This is a genomic window from Paenarthrobacter sp. (assembly GCF_031180005.1).
Lineage (GTDB): Bacteria > Actinomycetota > Actinomycetes > Actinomycetales > Micrococcaceae > Arthrobacter.
This window is the reverse complement of the sequence record NZ_JAPSHI010000011.1, coordinates 13,860-28,039: the sequence shown is the minus strand read 5'-3', so window position 1 is coordinate 28,039 and position 14,180 is coordinate 13,860. Positions and strand designations below refer to the sequence as shown.

The following is a 14,180-nucleotide window of genomic DNA, read 5'->3' as shown; positions in this document are numbered from 1 at the left end:
AGCCCGTGCGTTCGTCCGCAAGCGAGTCCGAACTGGGCAAACGCTGGATCCCAGAGTGCATTCTTGATACTTTCCGCTACGGAAAGCCTTGACTTTCCGAGTCGGAAAGTAATAGCTTTCCGGTATGGAAAATAGCAGAAACCACCAACCGCCCACGTCCGACTCTGCCGCCGAAGACCTCGCGTTCCTCCGCACAGACGGAGCGAGGGCCGCAGCCTCCGCTGCGGCCCCGCTTTGGTACCACATTCTCCAAAGCGCCTGTGTCGCCGGGTTTCTCCTCGCCTTCTCACTGCCAACCAGTTGGTTCATTACGGTGATCTGCGCCGCTGCCGTCCTCTATACGGTTCTTGGGTTCCTGCGACCACGGCTGACGCATGTGCAAGCCAGCCCTTGGGAGCGCGGCGCTTCGCGGAGGATCGGGTTGCAACTTCTGGCTACCCTGATTTGTCTCGGGGTCGCGGGAGTGTGGCTGTACACCATTTCAGGTCAACTGTGGATTCTCATTGCTTCTGCGACTCTTGCTTTAGTGCTCACACTTGTTATGAGCCAGCGTATGGAGAAGGCTTTTATTACCTCGTACAATGGCACTCGGCGATGAGCGTGGAGGACTCGCGGTACGTCTTTGATGAGGTTATTCACGGGCAGGTGCGCCTTCGAATATGCAGTCTCCTGCGCCAGTTTGGACTTAGCGAATTTGGATTCCTTCGGCAGTCTTTGGGTATTTCCGATTCAACTCTAAGCAAGCACTTGAAGAGCCTCAACGAAGCCGGATATGTGGCTTTGACAAAGAAGACTGTTGAGACCAGATCAAAGACCTGGGCTGCGCTTACCTTCGAGGGGGAAGCAGCTTTTGATGGCCATATAAGTTTTCTTCAGGAAATTATTGACAGCTCGAGAAAGCGGCACTAGACAAGCACCCCTTCCTCTGGTATATGCCTCTGCTTGGTTCGTCAGTATGAGTTCAGGTTGCACCTGAACTGGTGCGACAGAGGACATTTCGCCAATGCAGCGCCATTCCTCCCTCAAAAGATCGAATTGACAGGATTGCATTCACCTGTAGGCTCTTGTCAGGTCAAGGGGAGTCAGCCGAAAAATGCGCTGACCTCTTGGCGAACGTATTGGGGGATGCGGGATTAATGACACATGTGCTGGCTGATCAACGGGCGCGGGCTGTTGACGCTAAAAACTTGGAATTGGCCACTCAGGCTAAACCTCTTGAGCAGGCTGAAGGGCTTGTAGACCTGCTCCGCGACCTTGGACTGGGAGAGTTTCGGCCCGGCACACTGGTCTCTCCGGTGGGTCGAAATGACAGCTGGGTTGGTGACACGTCCACTGGTCGCAGGGTGTTCGCCAAGCAACTTCTCGGGCCGAAAGAAAGCGTTGACCAGCGGTTCAGCCGTATCGCGTCCTTCGAGCGCCATCAGGCAGCAAGCACGTATGTTCATCTTCGGAGTCCCCACCTGCTGGGCGCCGATTCCGATCGAGGACAGGTAGTCTTTGAGGCCCTCGGCGATGGGGAGTCCCTGGCAGCGCAGGTCATCCAGGGTACCGGAGATCCACAACGCTCCCGCGAAATCGGCTCGGCCATCGGGGAACTCCACGCCTCGGAAGCAGGGGGCGCAGTCCACTACGACACCTCCAAGCCGGATCTTCCCCAAACCAGCCACTTCGATGAATTCCCGCTGGACCGCTACCTCAACAGCACCTGGGGTGAGTTGCAGGTTGTGAAGCTCCACCAGGATGACACTGCATTCGCAGCCGCGGTGAAGCATCTGCTTATCGAAGAAGAAAAGTCGCCTCGCGTTCCCTCGCACTGCGACCTTCGCCTGGACCAGGTGATGATTTCAGATAACCAGACCCACATCTTGGACTGGGAAGAGTTCAGGCTCGCCGATCCTGCCCGGGATATCGGCAGCTATGCAGGCGAATGGGTGTACCGGGCCATCATGGACATTGTGCGTGCAGACCAAAGCGCTCCGAATATAGAGCTTAATCTGGATCACGACCTCATCATTGAGCGCGGTGTTGCGAAACTCCTTGAACTCCGTCCGCACATCGTTGAATTCTGGTCCGGCTACAGTGCAAAGTCCGCTTTTGCTGATGATGAAACAGCGGTCCGTGCAACTGGCTTTGCCGGCTGGCACCTTCATGATCGCTTGCTGGCCAGCAGTCAGTTCCGTTCTACTCTTCCACCCATCGAACGGGCCGCTGCCGGCATCGGTCGCTCCATGCTCTTGCAGCCTGAAAAATTTGCTGCAGTACTGGGGCTGGGGGGTGAGACCGCATGAGCGAATCGTTGTTGGTGCCCGAAGCCGTGGTTAGTACTTCCACCCTGGCCGTACTCTCCGAAGCAATAAGTATCGAACCCGCCGGTGAAGGCGCGTGGATCCTGGGCGAACGCTTGGATCTTCCGGATGAGCGCTATCTGGAAGTCACCCTGGCTAATGCAATCTACAGAAAATTCCATGCCTGCCAGGACGATGGCTCCGGAGCTTTAAGGCCTCAGCGTATTGCCGCCTTCGAGCAACAGCTGTCCGAACAGATTCCGGTTCCGGAATTTGAACAACCCGCTGTCTATCTCGGAGGTTCTACGGCCGATGGGATGCAGGAAACTCATTCGCTTATATCCATCGAAGGAGTGAAAGTCTGCATTGAGAACCGGTTGGTGATCTCGAGGCGGAGCAATCCGGTGGCCAACAGCAACATTCTGGTGACCTTGCCCGCAGCCAGACCAGCAGCCTCTCCAGGCTTCTTCTACACACTCGGCGCGGCAGCGTCACTGGCGCCAAAACCAGCCAGAACAGTGCGTCTGTATGTGAACGTCACCCATGCTGAGCATGCACCTAAGGCGTGGGGATCTGTCCTTGCCGCGTTGGAATCGCTGGGCAACCGCTACTCCGCAAAAGTTCTATCCGACCCGGCGGCCTACCCGCGCAACGACGCAATCGTGGCCTACATTGGTGATCCGCGGCTGGATCAAATAAAGAAGCTTTCGTACGCCCTTTCCGACGTTTCCGGAGTCGGGACGCAGACGTCGGTCTTCGCAGAGCGCATTGCCCCAGGCATAGCCATAGCCGAAGAGCCAAATGACCTCCGGCCAACCATGCGGGCTCTTAGTTTTGGACAGCACCGCTCGCTTCTCTATGCCAGGACACTCATCCACAGTGCACAAAAGGGCCGCAATCTGGATGAGGAGCTCAAGTACCAGCTCACCGCAGCCGGGGTAGACCCGGCCCGGCCGGCAATGAACGCCGCCGGATAAAGGTTTTGCCGGAAAACCGGCAAACTTCAAATTTCCATTTCACGAAGGGGGGTGAATCGATGGAAACACAAGAGCTGATGAGCCTTGTCTCGGGGTACTCGACGTACGCCGCTGCTGATGAGTTGTCTTTCACGGCAGAGTCCAGTGAACCGGCCAGCACGCCGATCTGCGGTTTTCTGGCAAGTTTCGCATTCTCGTACATTACGAGCGGCGGACCGGGCAGATAACTGCAACAAGGGCAGCCGGCTGCCCAGCGGAACGTCGGCATCTATTTATGAATGGGGGTGAATAAATGGAAACAAAAGAGCTTATGAGCCTTGTCTCGGGCTACTCAACCTATGCAGCAGCTGATGAAATATCCTTCACGGCCGAAGGAGACACGCCTGCCAGTTCTCCGCTTTGCGGGTTCCTTGCGAGCTTTGCTTTTTCGTACTTTACAAGCACGGGCGGACCGCCCAAGCGTTAGTTCAACATCAAGAACAGCAGTAGTACGTCATTTTTTTGATCAAATATCGAGAAAGAGCGAACACATGAACGCACAGTCCCAAGCAACAGGAAACCTCATGGAACTCGTCTCCGGGTACAAGCAGTACGCGGCAGCAGATGAACTCGAATTCACGGCGGACTCAGATGCGCCTGCAGCAACCCCGACGCTGGCTCTGTGGTCGATTGCCACGAGCAAGCTGTTTGTATCGGGTGCCGTCAGTGGTGCCGGGGCAGGCGTTAGTTGGAGGCTCGGCTGCTAGCAGCAAGCCTTAGTCAGCTCTGAAAGATCAAAGGTCAAACGGGGCGGATCAGGAAGTTGATCCGCCCCGTTTGATCTCCATTCCCTTTTGCCGCCGTAGAGCCAGAAAGCAACGCCCGTGACTAACACTCTTGAAGACAACACCACATCCGACCCGACTGCAATGCTCCGACTGCTCGATCTCGCCAGTGTCCTTAAGCCGATGGCGCTAAGGGTCGCGGCGACATTGAACATTGCCGATCTCCTGGCAGAAGGGCCCAAGACCGTCACGGAGCTGGCGGAGGCAACAAGCACCAGCGAGCTGCATCTGCGCAAATTATTGTCGTACTTGGCCGAGATGGATATTTTCGTAGAGACCGAGTCGGGCCAGTTTGAAAACACAAGTCTGTCCGAGCCGCTTCTCTCCACCTCACCGTTGTCCATCCGCAGGATCCTGGACGTTAACGGCGGCGTTGGCAGATCCCAATTGGGGCTGGTGGGTCTCCTGCACACCATCACTACCGGCGAAACGTGCCATGCATCAGTCTTTGGATCCAGATACTGGGACGACCTCAACAATGATCCGAAGTACTTGGAGTCTCTGCGGAGCGACGGTAACCGGGGGCCGGTGTACGGAGCAGAGGAGATCATCCACGGATATGACTGGTCCGGAGTCGGTACAGTCATAGACATCGGAGGCAATAACGGGATGGTACTTATCAACCTCCTGCAAGCCCACGCATACCTTACGGGGGCCACCTTGGATCTGCCCAACCTGGCATCCATAGCAGGAGACGAGATTGCCGCCGCCGGGCTTTCCGAACGGGCCGAGTCCATCGCCGGTAGCTTCTTCGAACCCTTGCCCCAGGGATACGACGTCTACCTCCTTTCCGGAATCCTCAATGACTGGACTGACTCGGAAGCCGTCGAGATTCTCACGAACGTGGCTGCGGCTGCCGGGCCCAGGGCGAAAATACTTCTGGGGGAGATAAACCTCCGTTACGAGATGATGACCCCGAACGTCGCTGAGTTGGATCTCTACATGAGTACCCTGGTGCCGGCCCCGGTGAGGACCTTGGAAGACATTAGTCGCATTGCGGCACCAGCAAAATTGAAAGCAGAACTCGTCAGGGACGACCACCCTTTCCGTACCCTGATTGAGCTTGTGCCGGTAACTGCCGGGTCTGCTTCATGACCTCTCCAAAAGCCTCGTCGACGTCATTTGACGGAAGTGATCCGTCGAAGGTCAGCATCACCCGTGAATTCATGGCTCACGGACGATTCAACATGGTACTCATCGGAGTGCTGGGCCTTGCCTCTGTCGCCGGGACGTTGGCCTTCCCCTACTTGGTGGGCAAGCTCATCGAAGCGATTCAGGCCGGATCTCCGTTGCTCTTGCCATCACTTTGGATGGTGGTGGCAGGGCTCGGGGGTGCGGTGGCAGGGGCCATCGCCACTTTTCTTGTGGGCAGGACCGGCGAACGCATCATCGGCCGGTTGCGTGGCCGCGTGATGGCCCATTCCCTTGGAATGAGGCTTCGGGACATCAAAGAAGAAGGGGTCGGGAACCTTTCGGCCCGCCTCAACGCCGATGCATTCCAGGTGAAGGCCGCAATCGACATTGGTCCGTTGCAGCTGCCAACCAGTGCCTTGATACTGCTCGGCACGTTGGCAATCATGGGTTTGCTTGACTGGGTACTCTTGCTGATCACTCTCGCGTGTTTCGCTGCGGCTTTTGTGGTCATCGGGTTCCTCATGATTTCGCTCCGCAAGAAGTACAAGGAACTGCAGGATCGGATCGGGAGTCTCTCCGACAATTTCGTCAATCAGATGCAGGCTGTAGCCGCGATAAAGGCTTACAGGGCTGAGGGCTTGATCCTTCGCCGCCTGACCAAGAGGGCGGATGAACTGGCCGACCTTGGAGTCTCGGCATCCCGTATCGAATCCATGCTCGTGCCGGCGGTAACACTGGGCCAGCAAATAGCTTTGGTGGGCGTTCTGGTCGGCGGTGGCACCCGGGTCATTGGCGGGGACCTCGACCTGCCCACATACATTGCATTCCTGTTGTATCTCTTGCAGCTCGTAGGACCTGTTGTGATGGCTGTGTCCGGCCTGACAACCATCCAAGGTGGAATGGTTGCCCGTGCACGCTTTGAGAGTGTTTTTGCAATGCCTACGGAGAAGGCCTTTGAACCAGACCCGGATGCAGCCAGCGCCAACGCAACCGACGAGGGGAACCTGCAAGTAGACGTGCCTTCGGCGGTTAGTTTCGACGGCGTGTCGTTCGGTTACGGGGGCCCTTCGATTCTGCAGGACGTGACTTTCGATGTGCCTCGCCGGGGGTTGACTGCTTTGGTGGGGCTATCAGGATCCGGCAAGACCACCATTCTTGATCTCATCGAACGCTTCGCCGTGGACCAGTCAGGAGCAATCACGTTCTTTGGGCACCCGATTGAGCATTTGTCTCTGAGTGAGGTCCGGCGAAACATAGCCTATGTGGACCAATCGTTCACCCTGGTTCAGGGGACTGTCCGCGAGAACCTGAATTTGGGTCGCACCACTGAGGTCCAGGAACACCGACTCGGCGAAGTACTCCGGATGCTGGGATTGGAAGAGTGCATCGAGGCCCTTCCGAAGGGCCTGGACACCGAAATCGGCGGCAGCACTGATCTTTCGGGAGGGCAAAAGCAGCGGCTCGCCCTCGCCCGGGCAGTCCTCTCGGACGCGCCTCTTGTCCTCCTGGATGAACCCAGCTCCCAACTCGACGGCGTCAATGAAGAGAAGCTTCGGCTTTGCGTCCGTGAAATGTCCCGCGACCGGGCTGTTCTTATGGTCGCTCACCGTCTTTCCACGGTGCAAAATGCATCCAAGATCGTGGTTCTTGACGGTGGCCAAATAGCTTCCGAAGGCACCCATGAGGAGCTCTTACTTAACAGCCAGGCCTACACTTTGCTGGCCAGCGAACAGACGTTGAACAAGAGGACGGAGACAGATGAAGGGCAGCTGGTGCCGCAGTGAAGCTGTCCGTCCTGCTGCCGGTCATGCCTCTGGATGTCCGGGCCGCGATGCCCTTCGCGGCAATGGTAAAGCACAGCCCGGGTCACAGCCTATGGCAGGGCCAAGGGCTTCTGCTTGACTCTTATCAGCTCTTCACCGCACTAAGTGCTGCAGGAGTCGGGGTGCCGATGGGTTCCGGGGTGGCGCTGATACCTTTACGCAGTCCGCTTGAGGCGGCAGTTCAAATCAACAGTGTCATGGCACTCAGCAAGCAACCCATGGTTGCCGGTTTCGGTCCGGGTGCCAAGAGCTTCCAAGCAAGCGTCATGCAGCGACCGTACTCCAGCCCCTTAACGGCTATGCGCGAATATTTGGCTATTGTTCGTGAACTGCTGACCGGGCGGCCGGTAAGCAGGGATGGCCAATATTTTTCGCTGCACGCCCAGCTGCCCCCGCTGCACACAAATATCGCGGAACTGGGTCTAGGGGTCCTCCGCCCAAGAATGGCCGCTTTGGCCGGAGAAGTCGCAGACGTGGCAATCACATGGATGTGCCCGCCTTCCTATATATCGACGATCCTGCAGCCAGCATTACAGGCCGCCGCCGAGTCGGCGGGCAGGCCGTCGCCTCGCATTGTCTCGGTAGTTCCGGTTGCCCGCGAAGTTCCTGGAAGGGAGCACGCGAAGTTGCTTTGGGAGGGAAGCCAAGTGCACCTGGGCGCCCCGCACTACCAGGACATGTTGGCCCGCGCGGGCATCGATGTTACAACGGGCATGCCCTCGGAATCCACCGGTCGTTTGTTGGCGGGGGAAGTCTTTCTGGGAGGGTCGTTGGACCGGATTGGCGACGGACTGCAGTCGTACAAGGCTGCAGGCGTCGATGAACTGGTCCTCAACACCACAGGTGTGGCATCAGTCAGTGCCGATGCGGCGCTTGAGGAGTTGGCCACCATACTGACGGAGGTCAACCCAGGATGAATCCGGGAGACAAGAGAGATGACGACGGCGGCGGGCCGGCTCGTCTTTTGATCGTAGTGACAGGATCGCCTTCCGCGGCGGACGCCCCCACGCACCTGTATGTTCTAAGGCAGCTTTATCCCGATCTGAGTATCAGGGTGGTCGTGACGAGATCAGCGTTGAGGTTTGTCACACCCTCGGCATTGGCGCATCGCACAGGCCACCCAGTGAAACTGGATGAATGGAGTGATGCCGACGAGGCCCTGCATGTGGAGCTTGAAGATTGGACGGATTCGTTCGCCGTGTTCCCCGCAACCCTTGACTTTCTTTCACGGGTGGCGGGAGGAAGGGGGGACAGTCCTTCGGTCCTCGCCATTCAGTGCACCGCCAAACCTGTTGTCTTTGTTCCGGCCCTGCCGCCGGGCGGGATTCAGAGCCGGGCGTACAAAAGCCATTGGCAAGAAATCTCGGCGGCGGGGAACATGGCCATTGTTCCGCCACGTACCGCAGTCAGTGTCACTTCCGGCGATATTTATCAAGGAGCGCCCGGGGAAATCTCCGATGTCGTGAAGCTGACAGAAGCACTTCGACACGAACAGGGCCGGGTTAGAGAGGCGCAATCATGGTGAACCAAACCGTTCAGCTGCCGGGCCTGGGCCGCGAAACAGCGGTCAACGATATTGCGTCATCCTTCATCATCACAGCCGCGGACGGTTACGAAATCCGGCAGCAGTTCAGTCGGGTCAGCGCCAGCCACTCCTACAAGCGCGGCCAGGTGGCCCATGAACTGCGGAACGTTGGTCACGGCGAAGGTGACGGGCATGCGGTAGTGGTAGCCGGAAGATTCACGGGTTTCGAGTGGATCTTCTCAGTGCGCAGTGAATCCACGTTGGTCGACGGTGTGCTTGCAGGGGATGGGGGCATACCGTGGCCAGCGGTCTCGCACGCTGCCGGCAATTTCCTCAAGACCTTGCATTCCCCAGATAAGGACCACGATGTCAGCGATACCGGAGGTCCAGAACCCTACTTGAGGCTCGACGCCTGGTTCAGGGGACTCTCCCCGGACTTTCATGGAGCCCACTTCACACCGGTGGTCCGGGAGGTGCTGGGGGATTCAGTCTGGAACACCTTGGCAGCATGGTGCGAATCCTTACTGGCGGCATCCAGCACCACTCTCTGCCACGGACAGTTCGGTATGGGCAGCATCCACGTTGGGTACGAATCGGTGCTGGAAGTCCTGACGGGGCCAGCTCTCTGCGCGGGACACCCGAGTCTGGACATCGGCTACTTCCTCGGAGAACTCTTGGAGATGAGCCGCGCCGAGAGGATAAACCCGGAAGAGTTGCAACTGTCCATTCAAGCCTTCGAGGACGGCTACGGCCGCGGACTCGTTCCTGACGACTTTCGTGCTGCAATACTGCGCATCCTGATGCATCAGCATGACTTTGTGGCATATGCCGCCCATGAAGTCACCCCCGAAATTGTCGAAAACCTCAGATTTGTCCGGTATCTCGTCGAGTCAGGAATGGGATCACGCTAAGTGCCAACACAAACCACCACCTCTGCAAGAGAACTGCGGACTATCAAACTTGGCAACGGGCTGCGCGTCATTGCCGATTACACGGACGAGGTGGCCAGAACCGCAGTTACCGTACATTACGGTGTTGGATTCCGCTCCGAGCCGGAGTCCAAGGAGGGCTTTGCGCACCTTTTCGAACACTTGATGTTCCAAGGGAGCCAACGCGTACCCAAAGGACTGTTCTACGCCCGGGTGAAGGCTACGGGCGGTTACGTCAATGGCACCACGCACCAGGACTACACGGATTATCAACACCTGATTGCGCCGTGGGACCTTGAACGGACCATGTACTTCGAAGCAGACCGTATGAGAGCCCCCCAATTCACGCGTCGGAGTCTTCAGGAGCAGTTGGAACTGGTTCAGCAAGAGATCTACTACAACACAGCGGTGGATCCCTATGCTGGATTTCCTTGGCCCAAGTCATCGAACCTGCTTTTTGACGACTATGCCAACGCCCATGATGGCTACGGTGATATGAACAGACTTCGTTCCATCTCCCTTGATGACTGTGCAGAGTTCTTCCACGACTGGTACACCCCGGAAAATGCGGTCCTTACCGTCAGCGGACGGCACTCCATGGACCAGGTCGAGCAGCTTGCCGATCGGTACTTTGGATCAGTCCCGCCGCGGGCAACCAAAGGCCGCACACGGCTGGACGATGCGGAACTCCTGGCCAGCAGGGCGGCTTCCTTCCATGACCCGAACGTGACACTGCCCGGAGTATCCATCAGCTATCGGATTCCAGGTCCCGATGTCGAACCAGATTCGTATCTGGCGCTTAATGCATTGGCCAGACTTCTTAGCTTGCAGTCGGGTCAGTCAAGCTCGCTTGCTGACATCGATGCACAAACGGGCTACTTCGGCGCCTTTGACGCCGTGACTCCCGAGGTTTTCAATGTTGTGCTGACCGTGGGAAACGGGGCTGACTGCGATTCCGCGGTGGATGCGTTCGATAAGGCGTTGGCTGCCTTCCGGGATCCTGCCGCGGTGGACAGGCATCTGCAACCAGCATTAGGAACCTTGCGGCGGCACTACTTACTCATGGGAACCGACTTGCTCGACCGCTGCAGATTCATCGGTAAATCCCAGCTCCTGTTCGGCGACCCGGACCTCATCTCATCCTTGCCGCAATGCGTTGCAGCGCTTACGGCCACAGACCTGGCCAGAGCAGCGCAGTCTTTGGTGGCTAAGAAAAGGGCGGTAGTCAATATCTTGCCGACCAAAGGAACCGGAATGGTGACCGCGTCCGGAGACCTCCAAAAGACACTGGGGACCATCACCATCCCTGACGGTCGGGATGCTAAGGCCCAAGCCCTGGGATGGGGTCCCACCGTTGGTTTGGCTTCTTACACCGAAGTGCGGGAACCCGAGTCAACCGGCCTCGCCGAGTCCTTGTCCTTCACCACCTCCACCCGTAGCGGGATTTCCATCGCACTCTGCAGGGAGAACCGTAGTTCGCTCGTAGAACTCAGGCTGAGGTTCGCTACCGATGGCGTCGGCTGGGAAGATCCTTGGGGTGTCCGGAGGATGGTGGACGGTATTCGTCGACGTATGGAGATTCTTAGGCCGGCACTTGCCGGGTGCCTGGATATGGATGTGAGAGCTGACGGCGAGATGATCGAGTTCTCCGGGCGGGCTGAACCGGCAAGTCTGCCTGGTTGGTTCGGTGCCGTTGCGGACTGCATATCCCGCGACTGGCCTCCGCTTACGCCTTCTCCGCAAAGCCCAGCGCAATCACTTGGGATGCTGTCCGATGTCATTGCGCGGAAGCTGCTCATCGATGCTGCCGGCTGGACAGGAATGCATTCGCATGGCAAAACCGAACTTCCAAACAGGCGCATCTTCACCAAGACCGCAGCCACCTTGGTGGTAGTCGGCAATATTGACGCCGATGAACTGGAAGAGTCCTTGGCAACTCTGGGACTTCCGAAAGACCGCGAAGGAACGAACAGGGCACTGGCTTTGCCAGAGCGGCCAAACCTGCGACAAGACGTTCAGGTGGACGGCTTCACCACGGTGCACTCAAGCTACTTTCTTGAACCTGATACTGCCGGCATACCGGAGGCGGCACGGTATATCACCGCCGCACTTTACGGAGGGTCTCCTCTTTCCCGGCTGCACAGGAACCCCGTACTGGAAACCGTCATTGCCCGCACAGGGGGCATCGTCGGTAGACGGACCATAGCCGGCCGTCCCGTTGCCACCACGCGAATCGTTGCCGGTTCCTCCGCTTTCGCCGCAGCTGCCAAGGAAATGAAACGCGAGGAGAAGTCTTTCAGGGCTTACCCGCCAGCCAAGGCAGAGATCGCGCAAGCCATCAAGTATTGCGAAAACGAACTTAGAAACGTCTCGGACAGCACTCAAACCAAGGCCGACTATTTCGCCAATCTCATGAGCAGGGGGATTCCTTTGGACCGTTATCACAACATAGGAGCGGAACTGCGTGAAGTGACACCTGAGCTCGTCGCCGCAACATTCGATTCACTCTTTTCCGGCGCACGTATCGCCGTGAGCGTCGGGGACCTGGCAAATTTGGAAGGCGCCTAAGTGCTGGAATACCACGAGGTCACTAGATTCTATGGAGAGCGACGGGTTCTGGAGAATATTTCCTTCTCCGTTCGGCCGGGATGCCTGACCGGTTTCGTAGGGGCAAACGGCGCAGGAAAGACAACAACCATGCGGATCGGAATGGGGCTGCTTTCTGCGGACGACGGCTACGTCAGCTGGGATGGCGGCCCCATCACCCGCGCGCATCAGCGGACGTTCGGTTACATGCCGGAAGAACGAGGTCTTTACCCCAAGCAGACTATCGCTACGCAGCTTCGATTCTTCGGCGAGATCCATGGCCTTTCCGGCAAGGCGGCGGTTCTCAGGGCGGATCGCTTTTTGGACGCTTTCGGACTGATAGGTCGGAAAGACGAACTCCTCGAGTCCCTTTCCCTGGGAAATCAGCAGCGGGTGCAGATCATCGCGGCCCTGATTCACGGACCAACATGCCTCATCCTGGACGAGCCGTTCTCTGGACTTGATCCGTTGGCCGTCGATTTCATGAGCACAGTGCTGCGGGAAAAGGCTCAGGAGGGTGTCCCGGTGCTCTTCTCAAGCCATCAGTTGGAACTTGTTGAAAGGTTGTGTGACGAGCTGGTGATGCTGGTGGACGGAAGTATCCGGGTCAACGGCGTCACCAACGCGGACTCAGACGGTGATACGCCGACTTATCGATTGGAGATGGGTGAGGACATGTCGTCGCTTAAAGCAGTTCGAGGAATGACAATCCTGGGACAGGGGCCAGGCTGGGTGGAGTTCAGTCCCGCGGAACCCGGCGTGGAACAGGAGGTTTTGTTGCGGGCAGTCAGCCTTGGTGCCGTGACGTCTTTCTCGCGGGTACACGCTTCCCTGACCGAACGATTCCTGGCCACGAACAGATGACCACAACACAGCGTCCGGCATGGGTAGTGGTACTTCTCCGTGAAATGGGCATGAAGGTTCGCGAAAAGACATTCAGGATTGGCATTGCTTCCACCTTGATACTGGTGGTCCTTGGTATAGCGGCGCTCTCATTTTTCTCCAATAGGACGGAGAACCATTCGATTGCAGTTATAGATGACGCCGGCACATCAGTGGTACATCAGAGCGGCGATCTCTTGCGGACGCTGAAGCCCGACTCTCCTGACGAGGTCTCGGTGGTCCGCGTCGACACAGCGGCTGTGGCCCTGGACAAGGTATCGGACGGAACCACTGACGCAGCGCTGATTCCAGTGATGGATAACACTGGTGCGGCCCTTTGGAAATTGGTCGGTAACGGATCCATCAACCCCGATTTGGAGCAAGCAGTCGCGGCGGTGGTGCAGCAGACAGCCACCTCAGCGAATGCGGCAAGACTCGGTGTCAATCTGGAAGAACTCGGCCGGGGGTCGGAGCTTCAGCGGCAGCTTCTCAGCGAAAAGCAAGGCAACGACGGTTCGTTGTTCGTTTTGAAGTTTGTTTTCAGCTTCATGTTCGTCTCGGCGCTCATGACGTACGGGCTGGCGATAGCCCAGAGCGTGGTAGAGGAAAAAGAGAGCCGGGTTGTAGAGATCCTCGCAGCGGCGACATCCGTGAAATACCTGCTGGTGGGCAAAATCGGCGCAAACTTTATCCTCGGATTCTTGCAAGTCACCGCGTTGACCACCATAGCGCTGACCGGGCTCGCTTTCGTCAATGTCATTCCGGACCTGGGCCGGGTCGCGGCGGCCAGCGGATGGTTCATCTTCTTCTTTGTGCTTGGGTTTTTCGCTGTCTCCTGTATCTGGTCCGCGCTCGGATCCATGGCAACCCGGTCCGAGGATCTTGCGTCATCAGCAATACCCATGCAGATCCTTCTTTTCGGGGCTTATTTCCTCAGCTTCACCGCTCCTGAGGAAATTCTCAGAGTGGCTTCCTTTGTGCCGGTTTTTTCCTCCATCGCCATGCCAACGCGCATCTTGGACGGGGGTGTTGAATGGTGGGAGCCTTGGGCCGCGGCGAGCGGGGTGGTGGTGGTGGGTATCCTGGCCATCAGGTTGAGCACAAACATATATTTGCGCACGCTGATGCGAACCAACAGGCGGACGTCCCTAAAGGAAGCGCTCCGAAACGGCCCCTCGTAGCGCGGCGGATATAAAGAAGCCCTCGGAACAGCCT

General features: G+C 57.6%; 15 protein-coding genes. All 15 read left to right on the top strand.

Features of this window, described 5'->3' with window-relative positions; translation table 11 throughout:
- Positions 1–124 precede the first annotated feature (124 nt).
- The 15 genes from RIF72_RS09995 to RIF72_RS09935 all read left to right on the top strand — a co-directional run bounded on the left by RIF72_RS09995 (position 125) and on the right by RIF72_RS09935 (position 14,146).
- On the top strand, positions 125–598 hold the full coding sequence (locus RIF72_RS09995; RefSeq protein ID WP_309074665.1) for a hypothetical protein: 474 nt from the start codon (positions 125–127) through the stop codon (positions 596–598).
- Positions 595–909, top strand: coding sequence for a transcriptional regulator (locus RIF72_RS09990; RefSeq protein ID WP_309074664.1), 315 nt, complete (start codon positions 595–597; stop codon positions 907–909). Before RIF72_RS09995 ends, RIF72_RS09990 begins: the two co-directional genes overlap by 4 nt.
- A gap of 284 nt (positions 910–1,193) precedes the next feature.
- Complete coding sequence (gene lxmK / locus RIF72_RS09985) at positions 1,194–2,288, top strand: class V lanthionine synthetase subunit LxmK (RefSeq protein ID WP_309074663.1); 1,095 nt, start codon at positions 1,194–1,196, stop codon at positions 2,286–2,288.
- Entirely contained in the window at positions 2,285–3,262 is a 978-nt protein-coding gene (locus RIF72_RS09980; RefSeq protein ID WP_309074662.1) for a T3SS effector HopA1 family protein, read from the top strand. Before lxmK ends, RIF72_RS09980 begins: the two co-directional genes overlap by 4 nt.
- Before the next feature lie 59 nt (positions 3,263–3,321).
- Positions 3,322–3,489: an LxmA leader domain family RiPP gene (locus RIF72_RS20115; RefSeq protein WP_192811983.1), complete on the top strand. Its 168-nt coding sequence runs from the start codon at positions 3,322–3,324 to the stop codon at positions 3,487–3,489.
- A gap of 65 nt (positions 3,490–3,554) precedes the next feature.
- Complete coding sequence (locus RIF72_RS20110) at positions 3,555–3,728, top strand: LxmA leader domain family RiPP (protein ID WP_192811984.1); 174 nt, start codon at positions 3,555–3,557, stop codon at positions 3,726–3,728.
- 64 nt (positions 3,729–3,792) lie between these two features.
- Positions 3,793–4,008 carry an LxmA leader domain family RiPP gene (locus tag RIF72_RS09975; RefSeq protein ID WP_017198208.1) on the top strand — a complete coding sequence of 72 codons (216 nt, stop codon included), beginning with the start codon at positions 3,793–3,795 and terminating at the stop codon, positions 4,006–4,008.
- A gap of 117 nt (positions 4,009–4,125) precedes the next feature.
- Complete coding sequence (locus tag RIF72_RS09970; RefSeq protein ID WP_309074661.1) at positions 4,126–5,181, top strand: methyltransferase; 1,056 nt, start codon at positions 4,126–4,128, stop codon at positions 5,179–5,181.
- A complete protein-coding gene (locus RIF72_RS09965; protein ID WP_309074660.1) occupies positions 5,178–7,004 on the top strand; it encodes an ABC transporter ATP-binding protein in 1,827 nt (608 codons plus the stop codon). The genes RIF72_RS09970 and RIF72_RS09965 overlap by 4 nt, the downstream gene beginning before the upstream one ends.
- The gene (locus RIF72_RS09960) at positions 7,001–7,960 is read left to right on the top strand and encodes an LLM class flavin-dependent oxidoreductase (RefSeq protein ID WP_309074659.1); all 960 of its coding nucleotides are present in this window, start codon (positions 7,001–7,003) and stop codon (positions 7,958–7,960) included. Before RIF72_RS09965 ends, RIF72_RS09960 begins: the two co-directional genes overlap by 4 nt.
- Complete coding sequence (locus RIF72_RS09955; protein WP_309074658.1) at positions 7,957–8,568, top strand: flavoprotein; 612 nt, start codon at positions 7,957–7,959, stop codon at positions 8,566–8,568. Before RIF72_RS09960 ends, RIF72_RS09955 begins: the two co-directional genes overlap by 4 nt.
- Positions 8,562–9,479 (top strand): hypothetical protein, encoded by a 918-nt coding sequence (locus RIF72_RS09950; RefSeq protein WP_309074657.1) that lies wholly within the window; start codon positions 8,562–8,564, stop codon positions 9,477–9,479. Before RIF72_RS09955 ends, RIF72_RS09950 begins: the two co-directional genes overlap by 7 nt.
- Positions 9,480–12,065, top strand: coding sequence for a pitrilysin family protein (locus RIF72_RS09945; RefSeq protein WP_309074656.1), 2,586 nt, complete (start codon positions 9,480–9,482; stop codon positions 12,063–12,065).
- Positions 12,066–12,947: an ATP-binding cassette domain-containing protein gene (locus RIF72_RS09940; protein WP_309074655.1), complete on the top strand. Its 882-nt coding sequence runs from the start codon at positions 12,066–12,068 to the stop codon at positions 12,945–12,947. It begins immediately after the preceding gene.
- Positions 12,944–14,146, top strand: coding sequence for an ABC transporter permease (locus tag RIF72_RS09935; protein ID WP_309074654.1), 1,203 nt, complete (start codon positions 12,944–12,946; stop codon positions 14,144–14,146). Before RIF72_RS09940 ends, RIF72_RS09935 begins: the two co-directional genes overlap by 4 nt.
- Positions 14,147–14,180 lie beyond the last annotated feature (34 nt).

Coding starts and splice junctions, on each gene's coding strand:
- RIF72_RS09995 (WP_309074665.1), top strand. CDS start 125: ATGGAAAATAGCAGAAACCACCAACCGCCCACGTCCGACTCTGCCGCC.
- RIF72_RS09990 (WP_309074664.1), top strand. CDS start 595: ATGAGCGTGGAGGACTCGCGGTACGTCTTTGATGAGGTTATTCACGGG.
- RIF72_RS09980 (WP_309074662.1), top strand. CDS start 2,285: ATGAGCGAATCGTTGTTGGTGCCCGAAGCCGTGGTTAGTACTTCCACC.
- RIF72_RS20115 (WP_192811983.1), top strand. CDS start 3,322: ATGGAAACACAAGAGCTGATGAGCCTTGTCTCGGGGTACTCGACGTAC.
- RIF72_RS20110 (WP_192811984.1), top strand. CDS start 3,555: ATGGAAACAAAAGAGCTTATGAGCCTTGTCTCGGGCTACTCAACCTAT.
- RIF72_RS09975 (WP_017198208.1), top strand. CDS start 3,793: ATGAACGCACAGTCCCAAGCAACAGGAAACCTCATGGAACTCGTCTCC.
- RIF72_RS09965 (WP_309074660.1), top strand. CDS start 5,178: ATGACCTCTCCAAAAGCCTCGTCGACGTCATTTGACGGAAGTGATCCG.
- RIF72_RS09955 (WP_309074658.1), top strand. CDS start 7,957: ATGAATCCGGGAGACAAGAGAGATGACGACGGCGGCGGGCCGGCTCGT.
- RIF72_RS09950 (WP_309074657.1), top strand. CDS start 8,562: ATGGTGAACCAAACCGTTCAGCTGCCGGGCCTGGGCCGCGAAACAGCG.
- RIF72_RS09935 (WP_309074654.1), top strand. CDS start 12,944: ATGACCACAACACAGCGTCCGGCATGGGTAGTGGTACTTCTCCGTGAA.